This window comes from Pseudomonas sp. S31, assembly GCF_016648105.1.
In the GTDB taxonomy this organism is placed as follows: Bacteria; Pseudomonadota; Gammaproteobacteria; order Pseudomonadales; family Pseudomonadaceae; genus Aquipseudomonas.
This window is the reverse complement of record NZ_JACVVE010000002.1, coordinates 267,878-294,279: the sequence shown is the minus strand read 5'-3', so window position 1 is coordinate 294,279 and position 26,402 is coordinate 267,878. Positions and strand designations below refer to the sequence as shown.

At 64.2% G+C, this 26,402-nt stretch carries 24 protein-coding genes; 19 read left to right on the top strand and 5 right to left on the bottom strand.

Translation table 11 applies throughout. The annotated features are described in order from the left end of the window. Positions 1 to 112: 112 nt before the first annotated feature. Entirely contained in the window at positions 113 to 1,333 is a 1,221-nt protein-coding gene (locus tag IAE37_RS03760; RefSeq protein ID WP_201169394.1) for a CaiB/BaiF CoA transferase family protein, read from the bottom strand. Positions 1,334 to 1,346: 13 nt separating this feature from the next. Further along, positions 1,347 to 2,528, bottom strand: a complete 1,182-nt coding sequence (locus tag IAE37_RS03755; protein ID WP_201169392.1) for an acyl-CoA dehydrogenase — start codon at positions 2,526 to 2,528, stop codon at positions 1,347 to 1,349. Positions 2,529 to 2,689: 161 nt separating this feature from the next. Between IAE37_RS03755 and IAE37_RS03750 the strand changes: the two genes are divergently transcribed. The 10 genes from IAE37_RS03750 (at position 2,690) to IAE37_RS03705 (ending at position 12,519) form a co-directional block, all read left to right on the top strand. Then, on the top strand, positions 2,690 to 3,607 hold the full coding sequence (locus IAE37_RS03750) for a LysR family transcriptional regulator (protein WP_201169389.1): 918 nt from the start codon (positions 2,690 to 2,692) through the stop codon (positions 3,605 to 3,607). 419 nt (positions 3,608 to 4,026) lie between these two features. Beyond that, complete coding sequence (locus IAE37_RS03745; RefSeq protein ID WP_201169387.1) at positions 4,027 to 5,148, top strand: Re/Si-specific NAD(P)(+) transhydrogenase subunit alpha; 1,122 nt, start codon at positions 4,027 to 4,029, stop codon at positions 5,146 to 5,148. Positions 5,149 to 5,159: 11 nt separating this feature from the next. Beyond that, a complete protein-coding gene (locus IAE37_RS03740) occupies positions 5,160 to 5,474 on the top strand; it encodes an NAD(P) transhydrogenase subunit alpha (RefSeq protein ID WP_110995049.1) in 315 nt (104 codons plus the stop codon). 2 nt (positions 5,475 to 5,476) lie between these two features. Then, on the top strand, positions 5,477 to 6,913 hold the full coding sequence (locus tag IAE37_RS03735) for an NAD(P)(+) transhydrogenase (Re/Si-specific) subunit beta (RefSeq protein ID WP_201169385.1): 1,437 nt from the start codon (positions 5,477 to 5,479) through the stop codon (positions 6,911 to 6,913). A 182-nt stretch (positions 6,914 to 7,095) separates the two neighbouring features. Further along, positions 7,096 to 8,589 (top strand): acetyl-CoA hydrolase/transferase family protein, encoded by a 1,494-nt coding sequence (locus tag IAE37_RS03730; protein ID WP_201169383.1) that lies wholly within the window; start codon positions 7,096 to 7,098, stop codon positions 8,587 to 8,589. 398 nt (positions 8,590 to 8,987) lie between these two features. Continuing rightward, positions 8,988 to 9,203: a DUF1127 domain-containing protein gene (locus IAE37_RS03725; protein ID WP_201169381.1), complete on the top strand. Its 216-nt coding sequence runs from the start codon at positions 8,988 to 8,990 to the stop codon at positions 9,201 to 9,203. A 306-nt stretch (positions 9,204 to 9,509) separates the two neighbouring features. Continuing rightward, positions 9,510 to 9,827, top strand: a complete 318-nt coding sequence (locus tag IAE37_RS03720; protein ID WP_201169379.1) for a DUF2388 domain-containing protein — start codon at positions 9,510 to 9,512, stop codon at positions 9,825 to 9,827. Positions 9,828 to 9,912: 85 nt separating this feature from the next. Further along, positions 9,913 to 10,206 (top strand): DUF2388 domain-containing protein, encoded by a 294-nt coding sequence (locus tag IAE37_RS03715; RefSeq protein ID WP_201169377.1) that lies wholly within the window; start codon positions 9,913 to 9,915, stop codon positions 10,204 to 10,206. A 37-nt stretch (positions 10,207 to 10,243) separates the two neighbouring features. Then, positions 10,244 to 10,564, top strand: a complete 321-nt coding sequence (locus IAE37_RS03710; RefSeq protein ID WP_201169375.1) for a DUF2388 domain-containing protein — start codon at positions 10,244 to 10,246, stop codon at positions 10,562 to 10,564. Beyond that, positions 10,561 to 12,519 carry a DUF7844 domain-containing protein gene (locus IAE37_RS03705; RefSeq protein WP_201169373.1) on the top strand — a complete coding sequence of 653 codons (1,959 nt, stop codon included), beginning with the start codon at positions 10,561 to 10,563 and terminating at the stop codon, positions 12,517 to 12,519. Before IAE37_RS03710 ends, IAE37_RS03705 begins: the two co-directional genes overlap by 4 nt. A gap of 28 nt (positions 12,520 to 12,547) precedes the next feature. Here IAE37_RS03705 and IAE37_RS03700 read toward each other — a convergent pair whose 3' ends face one another. Beyond that, positions 12,548 to 12,949, bottom strand: a complete 402-nt coding sequence (locus IAE37_RS03700) for a GFA family protein (RefSeq protein WP_201169370.1) — start codon at positions 12,947 to 12,949, stop codon at positions 12,548 to 12,550. Between the two features lie 266 nt (positions 12,950 to 13,215). Between IAE37_RS03700 and IAE37_RS03695 the strand changes: the two genes are divergently transcribed. The 9 genes from IAE37_RS03695 to IAE37_RS03655 all read left to right on the top strand — a co-directional run bounded on the left by IAE37_RS03695 (position 13,216) and on the right by IAE37_RS03655 (position 23,363). Beyond that, complete coding sequence (locus tag IAE37_RS03695) at positions 13,216 to 14,523, top strand: CitMHS family transporter (RefSeq protein ID WP_201169368.1); 1,308 nt, start codon at positions 13,216 to 13,218, stop codon at positions 14,521 to 14,523. A 73-nt stretch (positions 14,524 to 14,596) separates the two neighbouring features. Next, positions 14,597 to 15,367, top strand: coding sequence for a TerC family protein (locus IAE37_RS03690; protein ID WP_201169366.1), 771 nt, complete (start codon positions 14,597 to 14,599; stop codon positions 15,365 to 15,367). Between the two features lie 165 nt (positions 15,368 to 15,532). Next, complete coding sequence (locus IAE37_RS03685) at positions 15,533 to 17,191, top strand: Na/Pi cotransporter family protein (protein WP_201169364.1); 1,659 nt, start codon at positions 15,533 to 15,535, stop codon at positions 17,189 to 17,191. 30 nt (positions 17,192 to 17,221) lie between these two features. Next, complete coding sequence (locus IAE37_RS03680) at positions 17,222 to 18,628, top strand: M16 family metallopeptidase (RefSeq protein WP_201169362.1); 1,407 nt, start codon at positions 17,222 to 17,224, stop codon at positions 18,626 to 18,628. Between the two features lie 110 nt (positions 18,629 to 18,738). Beyond that, the gene (locus IAE37_RS03675) at positions 18,739 to 19,761 is read left to right on the top strand and encodes a DUF5924 family protein (RefSeq protein WP_201169360.1); all 1,023 of its coding nucleotides are present in this window, start codon (positions 18,739 to 18,741) and stop codon (positions 19,759 to 19,761) included. Positions 19,762 to 19,873: 112 nt separating this feature from the next. Next, positions 19,874 to 21,007, top strand: coding sequence for an ABC transporter permease (locus tag IAE37_RS03670; protein ID WP_201169358.1), 1,134 nt, complete (start codon positions 19,874 to 19,876; stop codon positions 21,005 to 21,007). Continuing rightward, positions 21,004 to 21,795 (top strand): ABC transporter ATP-binding protein, encoded by a 792-nt coding sequence (locus IAE37_RS03665; RefSeq protein ID WP_201169355.1) that lies wholly within the window; start codon positions 21,004 to 21,006, stop codon positions 21,793 to 21,795. The genes IAE37_RS03670 and IAE37_RS03665 overlap by 4 nt, the downstream gene beginning before the upstream one ends. A gap of 3 nt (positions 21,796 to 21,798) precedes the next feature. Continuing rightward, the gene (locus tag IAE37_RS03660; RefSeq protein WP_201169343.1) at positions 21,799 to 22,737 is read left to right on the top strand and encodes an MlaD family protein; all 939 of its coding nucleotides are present in this window, start codon (positions 21,799 to 21,801) and stop codon (positions 22,735 to 22,737) included. After that, on the top strand, positions 22,734 to 23,363 hold the full coding sequence (locus IAE37_RS03655; protein WP_201169342.1) for an ABC-type transport auxiliary lipoprotein family protein: 630 nt from the start codon (positions 22,734 to 22,736) through the stop codon (positions 23,361 to 23,363). Before IAE37_RS03660 ends, IAE37_RS03655 begins: the two co-directional genes overlap by 4 nt. On the opposite strand, the gene IAE37_RS03650 is transcribed toward IAE37_RS03655, so the two are convergent. Further along, the gene (locus tag IAE37_RS03650; protein ID WP_201169340.1) at positions 23,345 to 24,574 is read right to left on the bottom strand and encodes a nucleoside recognition domain-containing protein; all 1,230 of its coding nucleotides are present in this window, start codon (positions 24,572 to 24,574) and stop codon (positions 23,345 to 23,347) included. The two genes, IAE37_RS03655 and IAE37_RS03650, sit on opposite strands and share 19 nt — an antisense overlap. Positions 24,575 to 24,798: 224 nt before the next feature. Continuing rightward, complete coding sequence (gene gltP, locus IAE37_RS03645) at positions 24,799 to 26,127, bottom strand: glutamate/aspartate:proton symporter GltP (RefSeq protein WP_201169338.1); 1,329 nt, start codon at positions 26,125 to 26,127, stop codon at positions 24,799 to 24,801. Positions 26,128 to 26,402: the final 275 nt, after the last annotated feature.

Below are 26,402 nucleotides of genomic sequence, written 5' to 3'. Positions count from 1 at the left end.
CGCCACAACCCTTTCTGCGCCTATGCGATCGAGCGCCGCCCGCGCGGCGCTCGATCTCATAGGCACCACAAAACCCAAGGCGAACACCTGCCAGCCTCTCCACCATCCCCCGTCAAACCACCCCAGCCTCACGCAACCTCTGCACCGCCTCCCCATCCAGCCCCAACACCTCACCCAGCACCACCTCTGTATGCTCCCCCAACAGCGGAGGCGCCCGCCGATACTCCACCGGCGTCTCCGACAAACGAATCGGACTGGCCACCTGCGGCACGCTGCCTGCCAACGCATGCGGCATGCTCACCGCCAACCCCCGCGCAACCACCTGCGGGTCCTGGAACACCTGCGCCAAATCATTGATGGGCCCACAGGGTACCCCCGCAGCCTCCAACTGGCTCACCCATTCAGCAGTCGTCTTGAACACCGTGGCCTGGCGAATCAACGGAATCAGCTCGGCCCGATTGGCCACCCGCTGCTTATTGGTAGTGAAGCGTGGGTCATCCGCCCACCAAAGCTGTCCCGCCACCTCGGCGAACTTGCGAAACTGCCCATCGTTACCCACCGTTAGGATGAAATCGCCATCTGCCGTCGGGAAGTCCTGATAAGGCACGATGTTCGGATGCGCATTGCCCAGCCGCCGGGGCGCTATGCCCGTAGTCAGATAGTTCATCGCCTGGTTCGCCAGGCAGGCCACCTGCACATCGAGCAGCGCCATATCTATATGCTGGCCGACCCCAGCCTGTTCACGGTGGGCGAGGGCGGCCAGGATCGCCACGGTCGAATACAACCCGGTAAGAATGTCGGTCAGCGCCACGCCAACCTTCACCGGCCCCGCGCCTTCCTCGCCATCAGGCTGCCCGGTGAGGCTCATCAGCCCACCCAACCCTTGGATCATGAAGTCGTAACCGGCGCGCTTGGCATACGGTCCGGTCTGGCCGAAGCCGGTCACCGAACAATAGATAAGCCGCGGGTTCAGCGCCTTCAGGCTGGCATAGTCCAGCCCATAGGCCGCCAGCCCGCCGACCTTGAAGTTCTCGATGACGATATCCGACTTCGCCGCCAGCTCGCGCACCAGGCGCTGGCCTTGCGGCTGGGTGAAGTCGATGGTCACCGAGCGCTTGTTGCGATTGGCCGACAGATAGTAAGCCGCCTCGCTGGTGTTCTCGCCCTGGGCATCCTTGAGGAAGGGCGGCCCCCAGGCCCGGGTATCGTCGCCGCTGCCCGGGCGCTCGACCTTGATCACATCCGCCCCAAGGTCCGCCAGGATCTGGCCGGACCAGGGCCCGGCCAGCACGCGCGAAAGATCCAGCACCCGCAGATGGGAAAGCGCGCCCATGGCTGCCTCCTTATCAATAGAAGGCCTGGATGCCGGTCTGCGCACGCCCGAGGATCAGCGCATGCACGTCATGGGTGCCTTCATAGGTGTTCACCACCTCCAGGTTGACCAGGTGGCGGGCCACGCCGAACTCGTCGGAGATGCCGTTGCCGCCCAGCATGTCACGGGCCAGGCGGGCGATATCGAGGGCCTTGCCGCAGGAGTTGCGCTTCATGATGGAGGTGATTTCAACCGCCGCAGTGCCTTCGTCCTTCATCCGCCCCAGGCGCAGGCACCCTTGCAGGGCCAGGGTGATCTCGGTCTGCATGTCGGCGAGCTTTTTCTGGATCAGCTGGTTCGCTGCCAGCGGGCGACCGAACTGCTGGCGGTCCAGGGTGTACTGGCGAGCGGTGTGCCAGCAGGCCTCGGCAGCGCCCAGTGCGCCCCAGGCGATGCCGTAGCGGGCCGAGTTCAGGCAGGTGAACGGCCCGCGCAGGCCGCGCACATCCGGAAAGATGTTCTCTTGCGGCACGAACACGTTGTCCATCACGATCTCACCGGTGATGGAGGCACGCAGGCCGACCTTGCCATGGATGGCCGGCGCACTCAGGCCCTGCCAGCCTTTTTCCAGCACGAAGCCACGGATATCCCCGGCATCGTCCTTGGCCCAGACCACGAACACGTCGGCGATCGGGCTGTTGGTGATCCACATCTTGCTGCCGCTCAGGCGGTAGCCGCCATCGACCTTGCGCGCACGGGTGATCATCGAGCCAGGGTCCGAGCCATGATTGGGCTCGGTCAGGCCAAAGCAGCCGATCCACTCGCCGGACGCCAGCTTCGGCAGGTACTTCTGTTTCTGCGCTTCGGTGCCGAACTCATTGATCGGCACCATCACCAGCGACGATTGCACGCTCATCATCGAGCGGTAGCCCGAGTCGATGCGCTCGACCTCCCGGGCGATCAACCCGTAGCACACATAGTTCAGGCCACTGCCGCCGTACTGCTCGGGAATGGTCGCGCCCAGCAGGCCGACTTCGCCCATCTCGCGGAAGATCGCCGGGTCGGTCTGTTCGTGGCGGAAGGCTTCCAGCACACGAGGCGCGAGCTTGTCCTGGGCGAACTGGTAAGCGCTGTCCCGCACCATGCGCTCTTCTTCGGTGAGCTGCTGGTCCAGCAGCAGCGGGTCGATCCAGTTGAAGCTTGCCTTACCAGCCATGAGCGATGTCCTCGGAGTAGGGGAGCAGGTCTTGTTCCATTGATCCTAGGCCCGATCCGGCGTGTGGACAAACGACGATTGCGCACGGATTAGTGATACTTTCTCACTTCGAAATGCGAAAAACCCCCTTACTCAAATAATGACAAGTGAGGTTGACGTACATGCGCCGCAAGATCCCCAGCACCACCGCCCTGGTCTGCTTCGAAGCCGCGGCGCGCCACGAGAGCTTCACCAAGGCGGCGCACGAGCTGGCCTTGACTCAAGGCGCCGTCTGTCGCCAGATCGGCAGCCTGGAGAGCTTTCTCAACGTCGATCTGTTTCGCCGCTCGCGGCGCGGCGTGAAGCTCACCGAGGCCGGGCTGTCCTACAGCCGCCAGGTAGCGGCGCAACTCGATGCAGTGGAACGGGACACCTTGTCGGTGATGCGCCAGCAGGGTGCCAACGTCATCGAACTGGCCGTGGTGCCGACCTTCGGTACCCAATGGCTGCTACCCCGGCTCAAGGATTTCCAGCAGCGCCACCCGGAGGTCACGGTGAATCTCACCAACCGCACGCGGCCCTTCCTGTTCGCCGACACCACGTTCGACGCCGCCATCTATTTCGGCGATGCCGACTGGTCCGGTACGCAATCCCATCGTTTGATGGGCGAAAACCCGCTGCCGGTGTGCAGCCCAGCCTTGCTGAACGAGGAGGGCATGCTCGATGCCCGGCACATTGCCGGTATGCCGCTGCTGCAACAGACCACCCGGCCCTATGCCTGGCGCCAGTGGTTCAACAGCCTTGGCATGAATATCGAAGGCGACATGACAGGCCCGCGTTATGAACTATTCTCCATGCTCGCACAGGCTGCCATGCACCAGATGGGCATCGCGCTGATCCCGCCGTTCCTGATCCAGCGCGAGCTGGAGGAAGGCAGGCTGGTGGTCGCCAACCGGCATGTGCTGATCAGCGACAAGGCTTACTATCTGATGATTCCAGAGCGCAAGGTCGAGTCCGCCTCGCTTCGTGCATTCCGCGACTGGCTGGTCGACCAAGCCAGGCAATACCTGGCATCGAGCAACCGGGTCGATACTGCCTGACTTTTGTAGTCAATTATTTTAAACACCTACATATATAAGAATTTGTCGCATATGAGCAAACTGTTCAGGTGCGCACAAAACCCTGCAAGAGCCCACCAACTACGCGGCTTGCAGGCGAATTAGCGACATCCGCGAGCTCATCCGCAAAATTACTACAAAAAACTTCGAAAAATCACTTAATCTCCCAAGAGCCCATGGTTGACGGGCTACAGGCCTGTCGTTGCGACATACGGTCACAGGGTGACTTGTAGTTTCACCTTCGTTTCGCTCCATAAGCTGTTGAAGGCCTCTGGCTTCGTCTGCAAAATGCTCGGCCCGCCCAGGATTCGGCGGGCCGGCGCTCTATCGCCGACCCCATGCACCATCCGAAGTGCACGGGCTTTCATAAAGACAAAAAGGTCACCGCAGGAGACAAAGTCGTGCACATTGGTGTTCCTCTCGAGACGCAGACGGGTGAGACAAGGGTTGCCGCAACCCCCGAAACCATCAAGAAACTGGTTGCCCAAGGCCATCAGGTCACCGTCCAACGGGGGGCAGGGCTCAATGCCAGCATTCCGGACAGTGCCTATGAAGCCGCAGGAGCTTCCCTGGGTAGCGCCGCCGATGCCTACGGCGCGCAGCTGGTACTGAAGGTGGTCGCGCCCAACGACCAGGAGCTGGCGCAGATCAATCGCGGCAGCGTGCTGGTCGGCATGCTCAACCCCTTCAACAGCGAACTGATCGCCAAGATGGCCGAACACGGCATCACCGCCTTCGCCCTCGAAGCCGCGCCACGTACCTCGCGGGCGCAGAGCCTCGACGTGCTGTCGTCCCAGGCCAACATCGCCGGCTACAAGGCCGTGCTGCTCGCTGCCCATCACTATCCGCGCTTCATGCCCATGCTGATGACCGCCGCCGGCACCGTGAAGGCTGCCCGCGTGCTGATTCTCGGCGCAGGTGTCGCCGGCCTGCAGGCGATCGCCACGGCCAAGCGCCTGGGCGCGGTGATCGAAGCGTCCGACGTGCGTCCGGCGGTGAAGGAGCAGATCGAGTCCCTGGGCGCCAAGTTCCTCGACGTGCCGTACGAGACCGATGAAGAACGCGAATGCGCCGAGGGTGTGGGCGGCTATGCCCGCCCCATGCCCGCCAGCTGGATGCAACGCCAGGCCCAGGCCGTGCACGAGCGCGCCAAGCAGGCCGACATCGTCATCACCACCGCACTGATCCCCGGCCGCAAGGCACCGACCCTGCTCAGCGCCGAAACCGTCGCGCAGATGAAGCCAGGCTCGGTAGTCATCGACCTCGCGGCGGCCCAGGGCGGCAACTGCCCGCTGACCGTCGCCGACCAGGTGGTGCAGGCCAATGGCGTGACCATCGTCGGCCCGACCAACCTGCCGGCGCAGGTGGGGGCCGATGCCTCGGCCCTGTATGCACGCAACCTGCTGGACTTCATGAAGCTGCTGTTCGACAAGGACGGCGCGCTGACCATCAACCTCGAAGACGACATCGTCGCCGCGTGCCTGATGTGCCGCGATGGCCAGGTCGTGCGCAAGAACGGCTGAGGAGCACGACAATGGAAGACCTGCTGATTTCCCACGGCATCTACAACCTGATCATCTTCGTGCTCGCCATCTACGTGGGCTACCACGTGGTGTGGAACGTCACCCCGGCCCTGCACACGCCGCTGATGGCGGTCACCAATGCCATCTCCGCCATCGTCATCGTCGGCGCCATGCTGGCGGCCGCCCTGACCGTGACCCCGGCCGGCAAGGTCATGGGCACCCTGGCCGTGGCCCTGGCTGCGGTCAACGTGTTCGGTGGCTTCCTGGTCACCCGCCGCATGCTTGAGATGTTCAAGAAGAAAACCAAGAACGAGGCGCAGAAGTAAGCATGAGCATGAATCTGGTAACGCTTCTCTACCTCGTCGCTTCGGTGTGCTTCATCCAGGCGCTCAAGGGCCTGTCGCACCCGACCACTTCGCGGCGCGGCAACCTGTTCGGCATGATCGGCATGGGGATCGCCATCCTCACCACGGTTGGCCTCATCTATAAGCTCGGGGCTGAGCTTGCCACTGCCGGCATCGGCTACGTCATCGTCGGCCTGTTGGTCGGCGGCAGCGCTGGCTCGATCATGGCCAAGCGCGTCGAGATGACCAAGATGCCCGAGCTGGTCGCCTTCATGCACAGCATGATCGGCCTGGCCGCAGTGTTCATCGCCATCGCCGCCGTGCTCGAACCGCAGTCCCTGGGCATCGTCGCCGCCATCAGCGACCCGATCCCCACCGGCAACCGCCTGGAGCTGTTCCTCGGTGCGGCCATCGGCGCCATCACCTTCTCAGGTTCGGTGATCGCCTTCGGCAAGCTGTCGGGCAAGTACAAGTTCCGCCTGTTCCAGGGCGCACCGGTACAGTTCCCCGGCCAGCACAAGCTGAACCTGATCCTGGGCCTTGCCACCATCGCCCTGGGCCTGCTGTTCACCTTCACCGGCCACTACAGCGCCTTCACCCTGATGCTGGCCCTGGCCTTCGTCATGGGCGTGCTGATCATCATCCCGATCGGCGGCGCCGACATGCCGGTCGTGGTGTCGATGCTCAACAGCTACTCGGGCTGGGCCGCAGCCGGTATCGGCTTCTCGCTGAACAACTCGATGCTGATCATCGCCGGCTCCCTGGTCGGCTCAAGCGGTGCGATCCTCTCGTACATCATGTGCAAGGCGATGAACCGCTCGTTCTTCAACGTCATCCTCGGCGGCTTCGGCGGCGACACCGATGCCGGCGTCGCGCAAGGCTCGAAGGAGCAGCGCCCGGTGAAGTCCGGTTCGGCCGACGACGCCACCTTCCTGCTGAGCAACGCCGACAGCGTGATCATCGTCCCGGGCTATGGCCTGGCGGTGGCCCGCGCCCAGCACGCGCTGAAGGAACTGACCGAGAAGCTGACCCACAACGGCGTCACCGTGAAGTACGCGATCCACCCGGTGGCGGGGCGCATGCCCGGGCACATGAACGTGCTGCTGGCCGAGGCCGAGGTACCATACGACCAGGTGTTCGAGATGGAAGACATCAACGCCGAGTTCGGCCAGGCCGACGTGGTGCTGGTGCTGGGCGCCAACGACGTGGTCAACCCGGCGGCGAAGAACGACCCCAAGTCACCGATCGCCGGCATGCCGATTCTCGAAGCGTTCAAGGCCAAGACCATCATCGTCAACAAGCGCTCCATGGCCAGTGGCTACGCCGGCCTGGACAACGAACTGTTCTATCTGGACAAGACCATGATGGTGTTCGGCGACGCCAAGAAGGTCATCGAGGACATGGTCAAGGCCGTGGAGTGATCCTGAGCTAACAAACCTCGCGCTATAAAGGAAGCCCCGCTCAGATCGATCGGGGCTTTCTTCATTGCTTCAGATCAAAGGCCTTTGCGATAGGCCTTTCATACGACCATGGTCGTGGGACGGCGACGGGTTAAATCTCTAGACTGCGCTGCAGTAGCTTCAGTAGCCCGAGATAACAATCCATGTACCGTGATCGTATCCGCTTGTCCTCCCTGCACAGCAAGGTAATGAGTGCGGCTGACGCCGCTGGCCTGATCGAGGACGGCATGACCGTCGGCATGAGCGGTTTCACCCGTGCCGGTGAAGCCAAGGCCGTGCCGCATGCGCTGGCCGAACGCGCCAAGCAGTCGCCACTGAAAATCAGCCTGATGACCGGCGCCAGCCTGGGCAACGACCTGGACAAGCAATTGACCGAGGCCGGCGTCCTGGCGCGTCGCATGCCATTCCAGGTCGACAGCACCCTGCGCAAGGCCATCAACGACGGCAAGGTGATGTTCATCGACCAGCACCTGTCGGAAACCGTCGAGCAACTGCGCAACAAGCAGCTCAAGCTGCCGGACATCGCGGTCATCGAAGCCGTGGCCATCACCGAGGAAGGCCACATCGTGCCGACCACCTCCGTGGGCAACTCGGCCAGCTTCGCCATTTTCGCCAAGCAAGTGATCGTCGAGATCAACCTGTCGCACAACGCCAACCTCGAAGGCCTGCACGACATCTATATCCCGACCTATCGCCCCACCCGCACGCCGATCCCGTTGGTCAAGGTCGACGACCGCATCGGCAGCACCGCCATCCCGATCGATCCGGCCAAGATCGTCGGCATCGTCATCAGCGAGCAGCCGGATTCGCCGTCCACCGTGCTGCCGCCGGACGACGAAACCCAGGGCATCGCCAACCACCTGATCGACTTCCTCAAGGGTGAAGTGGCCGCCGGTCGCATGACCAACGAGCTCGGCCCGCTGCAGGCAGGGATCGGCAGCATCGCCAACGCGGTGATGTGCGGCCTGATCGAGTCGCCGTTCGAGAACCTGACCATGTACTCCGAAGTACTCCAGGACTCGACCTTCGACCTGATCGACGCCGGCAAGCTGCGCTTTGCCTCGGGCAGCTCGATCACCCTGTCGACCCGTCGCAATGCCGACGTGTTCGGCAACCTCGAGCGCTACAAGGACAAGCTGGTGCTGCGTCCGCAGGAAATCTCCAACCACCCGGAAGTGGTGCGTCGCCTGGGCATCATCGGCATCAACACCGCGCTGGAGTTCGACATCTACGGCAACGTCAACTCCACCCACGTGTGCGGCACCAAGATGATGAACGGCATCGGCGGTTCCGGCGACTTCGCCCGCAACGCCCACCTGGCGGTGTTCGTGACCAAGTCGATCGCCAAGGGTGGCGCGATTTCCAGCGTGGTGCCGATGGTCAGCCACGTCGACCACACCGAACACGACGTCGACATCCTCGTTACCGAGCAGGGCCTGGCCGACCTGCGTGGCCTGGCGCCGCGCGAGCGTGCCCGGGCGATCATCGACAACTGCGTGCACCCGGACTACCGCGCTGCGCTCAACGACTACTTCGACCGCGCCTGCCAGCGTGGCGGCCACACCCCGCATATCCTGCGCGAGGCGCTGAGCTGGCACGAGAACCTGGAAGAAACCGGGCGCATGATCGCCGTCTGAGGCCACGAAGGGCCGGTACAGCTGCAATGGCTGTACTGGCCCGATACGGCTCCCCTGTAGGAGCGGGTTCACCCGCGAACCAGGCGACTCCGTATCTGGCACCGGCTTCGCCGGTGTTCGCGGGTGAACCCGCTCCTACCAGATATCACAAACTGTACTACTGTACTGCTTTATCCCTCTATCTCCCTACCAAAGCCTCCCTAGAAAATCAAAAACGCACCATGTATGTGCAGACCAGTACAGTTATGCCGTTTTCGAGTGCAACAGTCGCATTAAACAGTTAACTGGGCCATCGCATTACTGTTGAACTGTATCTACTGTTATGGACACGGAAGGAGGATCATGGGCACCAGTTAGATCACTACTTAATCCCGCCATAAGCGGAAGGATGAAACATCATGGAACGTACCCTCAGTTCCGGTCTGGTTTTCGAAAGCAACGCCCAGCAATCCCAAGCTTCCCTGCCGCTGCGCGCCATCTCCACCCTGCTGCTCTGGCAGCGTCGCCTGGCCAGCCGCCGTCAACTGGCTCGCCTGGACGCCCGCCTGCTGGCCGACGCCGGCATCAGCGAGTCGCAGCGTTACGAAGAGCTGAGCAAGCCGTTCTGGCGCTAAGCTTCGGTTCGCCGGCTACGGCCGGCACCGCGAATTACTGAAACCCGTTGCGGGACACTGCAACGGGTTTTTTGTTGTCTGGACCCCGGAATAGAGCGGTTCCGGAAGAGACAGGTACAGTTTGAACGTAGCACAAATCTACCGTTACAGTTTGTCGCGATACTGCTCGTTAACATCCGGAAATACCAGCCCGTGATACGCTTGGCTTAACAGTCTGGTAGAAACCAGTTGTTCGAAGGTACCGTGACGAGCAGTCCGAGCGTCCGATAAGCAGATCTTCCGACCCTTTTCCAGGAGTCCATGACCATGTCCCGTAAACACCTGATTGGCGCAGCTTTCCTGCTCGGCCTCGCCGGTACTGCCAATGCCAGCAGCTTCGTCGTCACCACCGATGCCGTGGTCCGTGCCGTCGCGGCCTCGACCGACGCCACTTCGGACCTGACCTCGTCGTTCCGCGATGACAAGATCGTCCAGGCCGCGCGCGACGACGCCGCCAGCTTCGTCGGCAGCCAGGGCGACATCCGCGGTGCCAAGCTGGAGAGCGCTTTCATGCACATCCGCTCGAGCATGCCGGCCCTGCAGGCCAGCGACGCGCAACTGGCCCAGGCCATCCTGGCGCTCTGATCCACCCGCCCGACCACCGAAGCGCTGGCAAAGGCCGGCGCTTCCGGGCTAGCCTTCGCCCCCCGCACCTGTCTTAAGAAAGCCCATGCGTTATCTGTTGCCGTTGTTGTTATGCGTCGTTGCCACGAGCAGTGCCCATGCCATGGACACCACCACCCAGGGCCTGGTCATCACCGGCTATGTCACCAGCCAGGTCACCACCGCACCGTTCGACCGCAAGCTGGTCAGGCAGGCCCGCGACGATGCCGCGATGTTCGTTGCCAGCGATGGCCTGATCCGCGGCGCACGCCTGGAAGCGGCGCTCGATGCGCTGCGCCATGGCGGCGCCCATCGTTCGGTCGGCGACCTTGAACTGGCCGAAGCAATTCTCGTCCAATGACTACACCTCACTCCCTGTCATGTTCCGGAGATGCTCCATGCGTAAACCGCTGATCGCCGCTACCCTCGGCATGTTGCTGCTGGCCGACCTGGCCCAGGCACAAACCTTGGTGGCCACCAGCAATATCATCGTGCGCGCCTTTGGCCGCTCGATCGACTTCACCTCTGACACCACCACCTCGATCCGCGATTCCAAGGTCGTGCGCGAAGCGCATGACGATGCCGCCAGCTTCGTCGCCAGCCAAGGTGACATCCGTGGCGCGCAACTCGAGGCGGCCTTCACCACCCTGCGCGAGCGTGTGCCCGAAGCACGCGGTGCCAGCGACCAGGTACTGGCCGAAGCCATCCTCGCACTGTGAAGCGCATGCGTGCCTGGTTGCTCGGCTGCGCCGTGACGCTGCTGGGCACGCCCGCCCTGGCCGACCTGCAACTCGACCTGCAGACCAGCGGCCTCGACCTGCACCAGGTGCAGGCCACCCAGGCCTTGCTCGACGAGGCCTTGGGCAAGCTTCCTCCGCGCTTCAAGCAACAGCTGGACCGGCGTATCCGGGTCAGCTGGAGCGACAACATGCGCGCCGACGCCTATGGCCAGGCGTCACTGGTCTCCACCCTGGAACTCAACCGCCGCTTGCTGCCAAGCCTGGCGGACGGCAGTGCTGCGCAAGCGCGCACTGGCCGCCCCCATGGCACGGTTCGCGAAGAGCTGCTGGCCACCGTGCTCCATGAACTGACCCACATCTACGACCGTGCCCGGCTCTGGCCCAGTGCCGAGCGCTCGTTGATCGCCGCCTGCAAGCGCGAGCAGGGCACCTTGGGCAAGGTCGGCCAGCGCGCAGAATGTCGCGGCCAGGCCGAACGGCGCTTCACCCTCAGTGACGACCCACGCCTGCTCGACCTCGCCGGCTGGCCGCAGTACGTGGGCCGGCGCGGCGAGCGGGAGCAACGCAACGGCCAGTTCCTGCGCAGCCCGGACAGCTACGAGCTGAGCAGCCCCAAGGAATTCGTCGCGGTCAACATGGAGTACTTTCTCCTCGACCCGAGCTATGGCTGCCGGCGACCGGCGCTCAATCGCTACCTGCACGACCACTTCGGTTGGGCACCGGCGCAAGATACCTGCGCCAAGGGCTTGCCATTTCTCAACGCCGGCAGCGATTTCGCCCGCCAGCCACTGGGCGAGATCGACCCGGAGCGGGTGTACGAGGTGGACTACCTGCTGGCCGAGGCCAACCAGAACCTGGTGAGCCGCTGGGGCCACAGCATGTTGCGCCTGGTGATCTGCAAGCCCGGCCGACCGCGCGGCCCCGATTGTCGGCTGGACCTCGACCAGCATCTGGTGCTGTCGTACCGGGCGTTCGTCAACGACGTGCAGTTGTCGAGCTGGGATGGCCTGGTCGGCGCCTACCCGTCGCGGCTGTTCGTCCTGCCGCTGGCGCAGGTGATCGACGAGTACACCAAGACCGAACTGCGCAGCCTGGCCTCGGTACCACTCAAGCTCAGCCGCGATGAGCTGGAGAACCTGGTGCGCCAGGCAGCCGAGATGCACTGGAGCTACGACGGCAACTACTGGTTCCTGTCCAACAACTGCGCGGTGGAAGAGCTCAAGCTGCTGCGCAGCGGTACCGGCAACCCACGCCTGAACGACCTCGACAGCATCATGCCCAACGGCCTGCTCGCGGTCCTCAAGGGCAGGGGCCTGGCCGATACGAGCGTGCTCGACGATCCCCGCGAGGCCCTGCGCCTGGGTTATCGCTTCGACTCCTACCGCGACCGTTACCAGGCCATGTTCGAGGTGTTGAAGAAGCAGCTGCCGGTCAAGCAGGCAAAGGTCGAGGACTGGCTGGGCCTGGATGCCGAACAACGCCGCGTCTGGTTCGCCCAGGCCAACCTGCGTACCAGTGCCGCCTTGCTGCTGCTGGAGCAGGCCGCCCTGCGCCAGCAACTGCTGCTGGCCCAGGACGAAGTGAAGCAGCGCTACCTGAACGCCACTGCGTTGAAAGACGGCAGCATCGGCAAGGCCGACGAGACGCTCAGGCAGATGCTCGCCAACAGCGGTTTCCTCAGCCGCCCGGCGGAGCTGCTCGACACCAAGGGCTATGGCCTGCCACAACCCGACGAGCGCAAGCACCTGGAGCAGATCAGCACCGAGCGCCAGGCACAGTTGCTGCGCCTGAGCACCGACCTGGACAAGGAGGTGAGGGCGCTGCTGAGCCCGGCGCGGGCCAAGGAAATTGCCGCGGTCGAGGCCAACGTGACGCAGATCGGCGAGCATTTGCGGGCATTGCACAAGGCGGCCGGCGGATTGCAGTTACCCTAGGCTCGGCGGCGATCCCTAATCGCCGCTCCTACATCGACTCCTCCCATTCTGCCGGCAGGCCCTCATCGAGATGCAACCAGGGCAAGCGGCTACCGGTCCAGATATGCCGCGTCGCCCGCACCCGCTCCGGGTGATCCAGCGTCGCCACGGTCACATCGATACTGTCTGGGCTGTGCTCGGTCAGCAACGCCACATGCGCCCCGCAGTTGCCGCAAAAATACCGGCTGCAACTGGCCGGGGCCACGTAACAGCGGGGCGTGCCCGCCAGCCAGGTGAACCCGACACGGGGCAGGGTCACCCAGGTCACCACCAGGCCGCCACTGACCCGCCGGCAAATCGAGCAATGGCAGTGGGCGATATCGCTCAAGTCGCCCTGCAGCCGGTAACGCAACGCGCCGCAATGGCAACCTCCTTCACTCACATCCGTCATCACCTACCTCCCGTCGCCTCACGCCCGGCGAAAGCTGGCTGAAAGCTTGCCCCCCTAGGATAGCGCCACCACCGGCACAAGACCGGTCAGCCAGGGCACCCAGATGTTTCCGTGCCCGGCCCAATCAACAACAACAATGGTGATTCTGATGTCTTTGCACGCCCGCCTCTGCGCAATCCCCCTCCGCTTGCTCCACGCGCAGCGCCCAACGCGCTGATCCGCTCGAACAGTCCTTTCTTTCGTCGCGCCACGCCTGGAGTACCGCCATGCTGACCTTCCTCGGCTTTGCCATGGTCATCACCTTCATGTACCTGATCATGACCAAGCGCCTGTCGGCCTTGATCGCGCTGATCCTGGTACCGATCCTGTTCGCCCTGTTCGGTGGTTTTTCCACCAAGATCGGCCCCATGATGCTCGAAGGCATCAGCAAGCTCGCGCCCACCGGCGTGATGCTGATGTTCGCCATCCTCTATTTCGCCCTGATGATCGACTCCGGCCTGTTCGACCCGGCCGTGCGCAAGATCCTCAAGCTGGTCAAGGGCGACCCGCTGAAGGTGTCGGTCGGCACCGCGGTGCTGGCCCTGGTGGTATCGCTCGACGGCGACGGCGCCACCACCTACATGATCTGCTGCGCCGCGATGCTGCCGCTGTACAGCCGCCTGGGCATGAGCCCACGGATCATGGCCGGCCTGATCATTCTCGCCGGCGGGGTGATGAACATGACCCCCTGGGGGGGCCCCACCGCCCGCGCCGCCAGTGCCCTGCACGTGGACCCGTCGGACATCTTCGTGCCGATGATCCCGGCCATGGTCTTCGGCGTGCTGAGCATCCTCGCCATCGCCTATTTCTACGGCAAGCGCGAACGCGCCCGGCTGGGCGAGTTGCACCTGCCGACCGACGATATCGACCACAGCGAAATCAGCGTTTCGCAGTTCCCCGAAGCCCGTCGGCCCAAGCTGCTGTGGTTCAACGGCGCACTGACCGTAGCGCTGATGGCCGCGCTGATCGCCGGGCTGCTGCCGCTGCCGGTGCTGTTCATGATCGCCTTCAGCATCGCCATGATCGTCAACTACCCGTGCCTGCAGCAGCAGAAGGACCGTATCGCCGCCCATGCCGGCAGCGTGCTGGCAGTCACCGGGCTGATCTTCGCCGCAGGCATCTTCACCGGCATCCTCTCCGGCACCGGCATGGTCGAGGCCATGTCCAAGAGCCTGCTGGCGGTGATCCCGGATGCACTGGGCCCTTACCTGGCGGTGATCACCGCCGTGGTGAGCATGCCGTTCACCTTCTTCATGTCCAACGACGCGTTCTACTACGGCGTGCTGCCGGTGCTTTCGGAAGCTGCCGCCCACTACGGCATCAGCCCCGTGGAAATGGCCCGCGCGTCGATCGTCGGGCAGCCGGTGCACCTGCTCAGCCCGCTGGTGCCCTCGACCTACCTGTTGGTGGCCCTGGCCGGTATCGAATTCGGCGATCATCAGCGCTTTACCCTCAAGTGGGCAGTGCTGGTGTGCATGTGCATAATGCTCGCCGCGCTGTTGATGGGCATTTTCCCGCTGTTCAGTAGTCTTTAATTAACACGCATCACCCCACCGCGATGCGCCCCCACTGCGGGCGCGCCGCCTTCAATCGTTCGAAGGAATACACATGGAATGGCTGACCAGCCCGGAAATCTGGGTTGCCTTTTTCACCCTGACCGCACTCGAGATCGTGCTCGGCATCGACAACATCATCATGATCTCGATCCTGGTCAGCCGCATGCCCAAGCACATGCAGCCGCGCACCCGGATCTTCGGCCTGGCCCTGGCCATGGTCACGCGGATCATGCTACTGCTGTCGATCACTTGGGTCATGCGCCTGACCACCGACTTGTTCGAGGTGTTCGGCGAAGGCATTTCCGGCCGTGACCTGATCCTGTTCTTCGGCGGCCTGTTCCTGTTGTGGAAAAGCTCCCAGGAGATCTACCACGGCCTGGAAGGCGAGGACGAGCAGGAAGAAGCGCCAAAAGGGGCGGGTGGCAAGTTCTTCTACACCATCATCCAGATCGCCATCATCGACATCGTGTTCTCCCTCGACTCGGTGATCACCGCCGTGGGCATGGTCTCCCACGTGCCCGTGATGATCGCCGCGATCGTCGTCGCGGTACTGGTGATGATGGCCTGCGCCGGCGCCATCAGCGACTTCATCGACAAGCACCCGTCGCTGAAGATGCTCGCGCTTTCGTTCCTGATCGTGGTCGGTACCGTACTGATCGCCGAAGCGTTCGATGTGCACGTGCCCAAGGGCTACGTCTACTTCGCCATGGCCTTCTCGCTGGCGGTGGAGGCGATCAACATCAAGATGCGCACCGCCATGGCGCGCAAGAAGGGCAAAGAGCATGACCCTGTGAAACTCCGCAAGGACGTGCCGGGTCAATAGACCCAGGCGGAAAACGATCGAGGGCCCTGCGGGGCCCTTTTTCGTGAGAAGCTGGCAACAACCACGCAAAACGACTAAAGCTTCGAGTGAGCGCCAAAAAAACCATCAACGCGCTCACGCTCTACTCATTGGCCCCATGGGCCGTCGACAACAGGGGGCGTCGCCATGCTGACCCTGCTCAATCTGCTCTCCGCCGTAGCTTTGCTGGTGTGGGGAACGCACATCGTCCGTACCGGCATCCTCCGGGTGTTCGGTTCCAACCTGCGCCGCGTACTCAGCCAGAACATGAGTCGCCGGCCACTGGCCTTCGTCGCCGGTATCGTCGTCACCGCCCTGGTGCAAAGTAGCAACGCCACGGCCATGCTGGTCACTTCGTTCGTCGGCCAGGGGCTGATGGCCATGACCCCGGCCCTGGCGATCATGCTCGGCGCCGACGTCGGTACCGCGCTCATGGCACGGGTGCTGACTTTCGACCTGTCCTGGCTGTCGCCGCTGTTGGTGTTCCTCGGCGTGATCTTCTTCCTCTCGCGCAAGCAGACCCGCGCAGGACAACTGGGCCGCGTGGGCATTGGCCTGGGCCTGATCATCCTGGCCCTGGATCTGATCGTCCACGCCGCCACGCCCATCACCCAGGCCCAGGGGGTCAAGGTACTGTTCGCCTCGCTGACCGGCGACATCCTGCTCGATGCCCTGGTCGGCGCGCTGTTCGCCATGGTTTCCTACTCCAGCCTGGCTGCAGTGCTGCTCACCGCGACCCTGGCCGGCGCCGAGGTCATCAGCCTGCCGGTGGCCATCGGTCTGGTGGTCGGCGCCAACATCGGCAGCGGGCTGCTGGCCTTCATGACCACCAGCATGCAGAACGCCGCCGGCCGCCGCGTGGCTCTGGGCAGCCTGCTGTACAAGCTGATCGGCCTGCTGCTGATCATCCCGGCGCTGCACCCGCTGGTGGAGTGGATGGATTCGCTCGACTTCAGTCCGCAGGAGCTGGTGATCGGCTTCCACCTGCTCTACAACACGCTGCGCTGCCTGATCATGTTGCCGACCACCGCACCGATGGGGCGGCTGTGCAACTTCCTGCTACCAGACCGCGACAACGGCAACGGCCAGGTACGCCCGCGCCACCTCGACGCCTCGGCACTGGCCACGCCCAGCCTGGCCCTGGCCAACGCGGCGCGGGAAACCCTGCGCCTGGGCGACATCGTCGACAGTCTGCTGGAGGCCATGCTCGGCGCCCTGCGCGGCACCCAGACCGCCCTGCCGCAACAGGTGCGCAGCCTGGGCGAGGATGCCGACGCGCTGTACAGCGCGATCAAGCTGTACCTGGCGCAGATGCCGCGTGACGACCTCAGCGACCAGGACAACCGACGCTGGGCCGAAATCATCGAGCTGGCGATCAACCTCAAACTGGCCTGCGACCTGATCGAACGCATGCTGCGCAAGGTGCAACAACAGAAGACCAGCCAGCGACGCGAGTTCTCCCAGGTCGGCCTGCAGGAGCTCACCGGCCTGCAGGAGCAATTGCTGGCCAACCTGCGCCTGGGCCTGTCGGTGTTCCTCAGCGCCGACCCGCAGAGCGCTCACCTGTTGCTACGGGAGAAACGCCGTTTTCGCGCTCAGGAACGGCGCCTGGCCCACGCCCATGTCAGCCGTTTGCAACGCAAAGTGGTGCAAAGTATCGAGACCAGTTCGCTACACTTGGAGCTGATCGCGGACATGAAACGGTTGAACTCTTTGTTCTGCAGCAGTGCCTATGTGGTACTGGGCAGCGCGGACACCGGTGGACTGCTGCTCGACGGTGCGCCAGAGGAAGCCCGCCAGCCCTGATCTCGCCAATCTGGAGACCCACGCTCGCCCATGCGTTGCCTGATGTTCCTTTGCCTGCTGATCTGCAGCCTCCCCTCACTGGCCCTCGACCGTTCGCGGGTCGAAGGCTATCTGTTGCCCAATGGACTGCAGGTCATCCTCAAGTCCGGGTACGAACGCGACCACGTGGCCATTCGCCTGGTGGTCGGCGTTGGCCTGGACGACTTCGCCTGTGAGCAGAAAGAGCTGCCGCACCTGCTCGAACACCTGCTGTTCAGCGGCATCGACGAGACCGGCGAGGGCGGCCTGGAAGAACGCCTGCAAAGCCTGGGCGGGGAGTGGAACGCCTACACCAGCAGTGCCGACACCACCTTCGTCATCGAAGCGCCGGCGCGCAACCAGCGCAAAGTGCTCGACCTGTTGCTGGCGGTGATCCGCGACACCCGCATCGACGCCAAGGCCCTGGCCACCGCCAAGCGCATCATCGAGCGCGAGGACGGCGGCCATTACGGCCACCTGCAGCGCTGGCTCGACCGCCAGGACATCGGCCACCCAGCCAGCGACCAGCTGGCCACCGAACTGGGCCTGAAGTGTCCGGAACGCTCCAATCTCGACGACATGACCCTGGAGCAGGTGCAGGCCCTGCGCGACCATTGGTACGCCGCCAACAACATGACCCTGATCGTCGTCGGCGGCCTCGACCGCCTGCTGCCGGCCTACCTTGAGCGCACCTACGGCGAGCTGCCGGCCACCGAGCCGGAAGAGCGCCGCAACCTCGAGAGCATCAGCCAGCAGGCCGAACAGCGCCGCGACCTGGTCCATGGCTGGCTGGGTGACAACGTCAAGCTGCACTGGCTGTTCATCGAGCCGGTGCTGGACAACGACCACCAGCAGACCCTAGACCTGCTGTCGCGCTACCTGGAATGGGCCCTGTACGACCAGTTGCGGCTGCGCAACGGCTTGTCCTACGGGCCTTCGGTGCAACGCGAGAGCTTCGGCGACAGCGGCATGCTCAGCCTCAATGCCGACCTGGAACGCGACGATGTCGACCAGGCCATCGAGGTGATGCAGCAGCTGTTCGAGCACTTGCGCAAGGACGGGCTGGACCCGGACACCTTCGCCCGCATCAAGGACGCCGCCGTCGCCAAGGAGAGCTGGAGTACCCAGGGCAACAGCGCGCTGGCCGACTACTACTGGGGCGCGCTCAACGACTACGACAACGGCCGTTTCGCCGACCCGGCGCGCAAGCTGCGCCAGGTCAGCCTGGAGCAGGCCAACGACGCCCTGAAGGACATGCTCAAGGACCAGGGTTATCTGCGCATCGAAAAGCCGATGCTCGGGTATGACGAGTTCTATGGCTTGCTGGCACTACTGCTGGGCGTGATCGTCGCGGCAGGGTTGCTGCGCTGGCGGCGGCATCCGCCGCAGCGGCCCAGTGGTGCTACTCGGGAACGGTGAAACAGCGGTATCCTTTCGCGGGTAAACCCGCTCCTACAGGCGCCCCCTGTAGGAGCGGGTTTACCCGCGAAAGGGCCGGCACAGCCCCCCACCATGCCGTCGTAGATCCAATGCCTCCATTACCCCACTTCATCATCCGCATCATCGAACTGCTCAAACGCTACCCCGGCGTCATCGCGCTCGGTGGTTTCCTCTCCGGTATCGGCAGCTTCATCCTGGTCGACCGCCAAGCCGGCCTGGCCAGCTGGGTCGCCGTGCTGATGCTGGTCAGCTGGGTCTGGCTGATGTTCGAGAACACCCTCGTCGGCCTGTTCGCCCGCACCTTCAAGCGCGAGATCCCGCAACCGCTGCTGCGCTACGCGACGCAGATGATCCACCAGGAAAGCCTGTTCTTCGTCCTGCCGTTCTTCTTCATCACCACCACCTGGAACAGCGGCCAACTGGTGTTCACCGGCCTGCTGGGCGCCGCCGGGCTGATCTCGATCATCGACCCGCTGTACTACAAGTGGCTGGCTCCGCGGCGCTGGCTGTTCATGGCGCTGCACACATTGACCCTGTTCGCCGCACTGCTCACCGCACTGCCGATCATCCTCCACCTGACCACCGCGCAAAGCTTCAAGCTGGCCCTGATCGCCGCCATGGCCCTGTCGTTCCCGAGCCTGGCCAGCAGCTTCCCGGTGAACACCTGGCGTCGTGGCGTGGCCCTGGTGCTGGTGACCCTCGCCGTTGGCGGTGGCGGTTGGCTGCTGCGCTCCTGGGTGCCGCCAGCCACGCTATGGCTCACCGAGGTGGCGGTGAGTACCGAGGTGATCAACCGCCAGCCCGGCGACTCGCTGGACGAAATCGCGGCCAGCCGCATCCGCAGCAGTGGCCTGTACGCCTACACCGCGATCAACGCACCCCGCGGCCTGAACGAACGCATCTACCACGTCTGGCAGAAGGACGGCCAGGAAGTCGACCGTATCGCCCTGGATATCCATGGCGGGCGCAAGGAAGGCTACCGCGCCTGGACCCACAAGCAGAACTTCCCGCCCAATCCAGTGGGCAAGTGGCAGGTGCGGGTACTCACCGAGGATGGCCAGGTGATCGGCGTGCTGCGCTTCAAGGTGGTCGACGACGCGGCAGCAGATTGAGTCCACGGGGTGCCGCGCGCCGCCAAGTCCTACGGACAGCACATTTTCAACGAACCCCGGCAGCCTGGCTGGGCTATGATCAGCCTCTATGTTCCCGCGCCCAGTCAGATGCATGGAGCCTATGACCACGCCAAGCGCAACACTGGACACCAGCTGCCAGCCGGCCTGCCTGCGCATCGCCGGTGACTGGACCCTGGCGCACTACGCCAACCTGCGCCGCGACAGCGAGCAACTGCGCAGCCAATGCGCGGCCGATGCCGTGGCCGACCTCAGCCAGCTGGGGCGCCTGGACACCGCCGGTGCCTCGCTGCTGGCCGAACTGCTCGGCGCCGAGCGCCTGTCGCACTGCACCGGCCAGCTCCCGGAGGCCAGCCGCGCCCTGCTCAAGACCGTCTACTGCTCGGTCCAGGACTACTGCATCCCGATCAAGGCCGCGGAACGCAACGTGTTCCTGGTACTGCTCGAGCGCATCGGCTGCGCGGTCGCGACCCTTTGGCAAGACACCCGGCAACTGCTGGGTTTCATCGGGCTGATCCTCGAAACCCTCGTGCGGCGCCTGTTCCAACCCCATCGCTGGCGGGTCACGCCGGTGGTCGCGCACCTCGAGCAGACTGGGCTGGACGCCGCGCCCATCGTCGCGTTGCTGACCTTCCTGGTCGGCGCGGTAGTGGCGTTCCTCGGCGCCACGGTGCTGAAGGCGTTCGGCGCGACGATCTTCACCGTCGACCTGGTGGCGTTTTCCTTCCTGCGCGAATTCGGCGTGCTGCTGACCGCCATCCTGCTCGCCGGCCGCACCGCCAGCGCCTTCACCGCGCAGATCGGCTCGATGAAGGCCAACGAGGAAATCGACGCCATCCGTACCCTGGGCCTGAACCCCATCGAACTGCTGGTGGTGCCACGGGTGCTGGCCCTGCTGATCGCGCTGCCGCTGCTGACCTTCGTCGCCATGGTCTGCGGCATCGTCGGCGGCGCGGTGGTCTGCGCCCTGTCGCTGGGCATCACGCCGGCCATGTTCCTGTCGCTGCTGCAAAGCGACATCGGTGTGCAGCACTTCGTGGTGGGCCTGGCCAAGGCACCGTTCTTCGCCTTCCTGATCGCGGCCATCGGTTGCCTGGAAGGCTTCAAGGTCAGCGGCAGCGCCGAATCGGTCGGCGCCCATACCACCTCCAGCGTGGTCCAGTCGATCTTCGTGGTGATCGTGCTCGACGCCGTGGCCGCGCTGTTCTGCATGGAGATGGGCTGGTGAGCGATCGGCAAGCGGTGATCGAAGCCCGCGGCATCTGCAACCGCTTCGGCAGCCAGAGCGTGCATGAAAACCTCGACCTGGACCTGTATCGCGGCGAGATTCTCGCCGTGGTCGGCGGCTCGGGCAGCGGCAAGTCGGTGCTGCTGCGCAGCATCATCGGCCTGCGCCGGCCCAACGAAGGCACTATCAAAGTGTTCGGCGAAAACCTCGCGCAACTCGGCGAGCGCCAGCGTTCGCAGGTGGAGCGACGCTTCGGCGTGCTGTTCCAGAAGGGCGCGCTGTTCTCATCGCTGACCGTGACCGAGAACGTCGCCTTGCCGCTGATCGAGCATGCCGGGCTGTCGCGCGCCGATGCCGAGCACCTGGCGGGGGTCAAGCTGGCCCTGGCCGGGCTGCCGCTGTCGGCCGCCGACAAATACCCCTCGTCGCTGTCCGGCGGCATGATCAAGCGCGCCGCGCTGGCCCGCGCCCTGGCCCTGGACCCGGACATCCTGTTCCTCGACGAACCCACCGCCGGCCTCGACCCGATCGGCGCAGCGGCCTTCGACCAGCTGATCCTCACTCTGCGCGATGCCCTGGGGCTGAGCGTGTTCCTGATCACCCACGACCTCGACACGCTGTACACCATCACCGACCGGGTCGCGGTGCTGTCGCAGAAGAAGGTGCTGGTGGCAGGCCCCTTGGCCGAGGTCGAGCAGACCGACGACCCCTGGATCCACGAATACTTTCACGGCCCCCGCGGGCGTGCGGCTGCACAGGCCGCCAGCGGTGCACGGCAGGAGCGCTGAACCATGGAAACCCGAGCTCATCACGTTCTCATCGGCCTGGTCACCGTCCTGGTGATCGTCGGCGCCATGCTGTTCGGCCTGTGGCTGACCAAGTCCAGCGTCGACGATGCCTTCAAGGACTACGAGGTGGTCTTCAACGAAGCGGTCTCGGGCCTGTCCCGGGGCAGCCCGGTGCAGTACAACGGCATCAAGGTCGGCGACGTCACCAGCCTGCGCCTCGACCCGAAGGACCCGCGCCGGGTTTTGGCGCGGGTGCGTCTGAGTGGTGACACGCCCGTCAAGGAAGATACCCAGGCCAAGCTGACCCTGGCCGGGGTGACCGGCAACTCGTTCATCCAGCTCAGCGGCGGCACCCCGCAAAGCCCCGAGCTGCGCGGCAAGGGCAGCAAGCTGCCGGTGATCGTCGCGTCGCCATCGCCGATCTCGCGGCTGCTCAACGACAGCAGCGATCTGGTCACCAACATCAACCTGCTGCTGCACAATGCCAACCAGATGTTCTCGCAGAGCAACACCGACCGTCTGAGCAACACACTGGCCAACCTCGAGCAGACCACCGGCGCCTTCGCCAACGAGAAAGGCGGTATCAGCGACGCCATCGAGCAACTGGCCCTGGTCGGCAAGCAAGCCAACGCCACCCTGGCCGAAACCCAGGCACTCATGCGCAATGCCAACACCCTGCTCGGCAGCTCTGGCAAGCAGGCCATCGGCAGCGCCGAACAGGCCATGCAGTCGCTGGCGCAGAGCACCGAAACCATCAACAACCTGCTCAAGGACAACAGCCAGGCCATCGGCGACGGTGCCCAAGGGCTCAACCAGCTGACCCCGGCCATCCGCGAACTGCGCGAAACCCTCAATGCACTCAAGGGCATCTCGCGCCGCCTGGAGGCCGACCCCAGCGGCTACCTGCTGGGCCGTGACAACAACAAGGAGTTCCAGCCATGAAAGCGTCGCTGCGCCTGCTGGCCCTGGTGGCCGCCGCGAGCCTGGCCACCGCCTGCTCGATCCTGCCGCAGAGCGAGCCTGTGGATATCTACCGCCTACCAGTCAGCCAGGCCAGCCAGCACGGCACCCCGGTGGGCTGGTCGCTGCGCCTGAACAAGCCGCTGGCCAGCGAGGTACTGGCTGGGCCACGCATCGCCGTGATTCCCCAGGGCGACGTGATCAGCAGCTACAAGGGCGCGCGCTGGAGCGACCCGGTGCCGCTGCTGGTACGCAACCGCCTGCTCGACGGCTTCCAACGTGACGGCCGGGTACAGCGCCTGAGCGCCGACGACAGCAACCTGCAAGCCGACTACGAGCTGGCCGGCGAACTGCAGGCTTTCCAAAGCGAGTACCAGGCGGGTGGCGGGGTAGAGGTGCTGATCCGCTACGATGCGCGGCTGGTCCAGGGGCGCAGCCAGCGCATCCTCGCCAGCAAGCGCTTCGAAGTGCGCCAGCCGCTGGCCGGCCCCCAGGTGCCAGCGGTGGTCACCGGCTTTGGCGCAGCGAGCGACCAGCTAGCCCGGCAGGTGGTCGACTGGACCGTGAGCCAGGCCGGCCTCGACCAGGCTCAGGCGAAAAACCAGTAGCAGACGAAGATCGCCGCGACCACGCCAGAGAACTCCGCCAGCAAGGCACAGCCGACCGCGTGACGCACGCGCTGGATGCCGACCGCGCCGAAGTACACCGCCAGCACGTAAAAGGTGGTTTCGGTACTGCCCTGGATGGTCGCCGCCACCAGCGCGGGGAAGCTGTCGACACCGTGGGCCTGCATGGTCTCGATCAGCATGGCCCGCGCGGCGCTGCCCGAGAACGGCTTGACCAGCGCAGTGGGCAGGCCGTCGACGAAGCGGCTGTCCAGACCCATCCAGCCCACCGCATGGCGGATGCCGTCCAGGGCCAGCTCCAGCGCACCGGAAGCGCGCAGCACGCCCACCGCCACCAGCATCGCCACCAGGTAGGGCAGCAGGCTCTTGGCCACGTCGAAGCCCTCTTTGGCGCCTTCGACGAAGGCCTCGTACACCTTGACCCGCTTCAGCGCGCCGATCACCAGGAACAACACGATCACGCCGAACAGCGTGAGGTTGCCGAGGATCGACGACAGGCTGGCCAGCGCAGCCGCCGAGAGGGTACCGAGAAACGCCATGAAACCGCCCAGCAGCAGGGCGCCGGGAATCAGGTAGGCGAGCACCACCGGGTCCCACAGGCGCAGACGCTGCATCACCGCCACCGACAGCAACCCGACCAGGGTCGAGACGCTGGTGGCCAAGAGGATCGGCAGGAACACCAGGGTGGGGTCGGTCGCGCCTTGTTGCGCGCGGTACATGAAGATGGTGACCGGCAGCAGCGTCAGCGACGAGGCGTTGAGCACCAGAAACAGGATCTGCGCGTTGCTTGCCGTGGTGCTGCTGGGGTTGAGCTCCTGCAGGGCGCGCATGGCCTTGAGGCCGATCGGCGTGGCGGCGTTGTCCAGGCCCAGGCCGTTGGCGGCGAAGTTCATGGTGATCAGGCCCAGGGCAGGGTGGCCGGGCGGCACCTCGGGCATCAGCCGGGCGAACAGCGGGCCGAGCACCTTGGCCAGCCACTCGACGATGCCGGCTTTCTCGGCGATCTTGAGAAAGCCCAGCCACAGGGTCAGGGTGCCGAACAGCAGGATCATGACATCGACCGACAGCTTGGCCATGGCGAAGATGCTCTCGACCATGCTGGCGAAGATGCCGGCGTTGCCGCCTACCAGCCACTGGGCCAGGGCAGACACCGCCGCCACCAGGAAAAAGCCGAGCCAAAGGCCGTTGAGCATCCGTGTGTACCCCCTGATAAATGCCCGAATCATAACGTATCGGCGGTGCACTGACCTATGCAGTCCCTTGTAGGAGCGGGTTTACCCGCGAACCAGGCAACGCGGTGCGTGGCACCGGCTTTGCCGGTGTTCGCGGGTAAACCCGCTCCTACAAGGGACTGCAAATCGCAACCAATAACAAAAAGCCCCGACAGGTCGGGGCTTTCCGGTTCAGCAGGTCAAGCTCAGCGCTTGGCAGGCTCGCCCACCAGGGCCGCTTCCTGCTTCTCGGCAATCAACGAGGCATAGTACTGCTCGCCCTTGGCTGCGTCGTACATGCCTTCCCAGCGTGCCACCACCAGCGCGGCCAGGGCATTGCCGATCACGTTCAGGGCGGTACGCGCCATGTCCATGATGCGGTCGACACCAGCGATGAAGGCCAGGCCTTCGAGCGGAATGCCGACGCTGCCCAGGGTGGCCAGCAGAACCACGAACGACACGCCCGGCACGCCGGCGATACCCTTGGAGGTGACCATCAGCGTCACCACCAGCAGCAACTGCTGGCTCCAGGACAGATCGATGCCGTACAGCTGGGCGATGAAGATCGCCGCGATGCTCTGGTACAGGGTCGAACCATCGAGGTTGAACGAGTAGCCCGTAGGTACCACGAACGAGCAGATCGACTTCGGCGCACCGTACTTCTCCATCTTCTCGATCACCCGAGGCAGCACGGTCTCGGAGCTGGAGGTGGAGTAGGCGAGGATCAGCTCGTCCTTCATGATGCGCATGATCTTGATCACCGAGAAGCCGAACAGGCGCGCCACCAGGCCCAGCACCATGAAGGCGAAGAAGGCGATGGCGAAGTACACCAGCAACACCAGCTTGGCCAGCGGCAGCAGCGAGCTGAAACCGAAGTTGGCGACGGTCACGGCGATCAGCGCGAACACACCGATCGGGGCGTAGTTCATGATCATGTGGGTGACCTTGAACATGGTCTCCGACACGCCCTGGAAAGTCCGCACCAACGGCTCGCGCAGGTCGGCCTGCAGGCTCGACAGGCCCAGGCCGAACATCACCGAGAAGAAGATGATCGGCAGCATCTCGCCACGCATCAGCGCCGCGAAGATGTTCGACGGGATCAGGTTGAGCAGGGTCTCGATGAACGCATGCTCATGCTGTACCTCGGCTGCGGTGGCCTGGTACTTGGAGATGTCGACGGTACCCAGGGTGCTCATGTCGATGCCGGCGCCTGGATGGAACAGGTTGGCCAGCACCAGGCCGACGACGATGGCGATGGTGGTCACCACCTCGAAGTACAGGATGGTCTTCAGGCCGATGCTGCCCAGTTTCTTCGCATCGCCTACCCCGGCGATACCCACGATCAGCGAGGTAATCACGATCGGGACAACGATCATCTTGATCAGGCGAATGAAGATGTCACCGGCGGGCTGCAGCACGTTGCCGATCCACCAGGCCTTCTCTGCGCTGAAGTGGTTCAGGAGCGCGCCGACCGCAACGCCCAGGACCAGACCGATGACGATCTGCCAGGCGAGGCTCAGTTTTGCCTTCTTCATGTCTTTACCCTTTGTTCTAGTGATCATGGGTACCGACCGGAAAAGCGCGTAACAGAGCCGTTGGCAACGTCACGGGCAGCACGAGTGCTTCCGTCCGGGACCCCATGTAAGGACACCGCAAGCGAGCGAACAGGCGCTCGGGCCAGCGAAAAGGCGGCAACTATTGCGATGGCAAAGGGCGAAATCTAATGCCGGAAACGCATACCCCATACCGATCATGCATAGACTGACAGGTTGTCGCAGGGTACTCGTAAGCCATTGATTTATAACGTTCG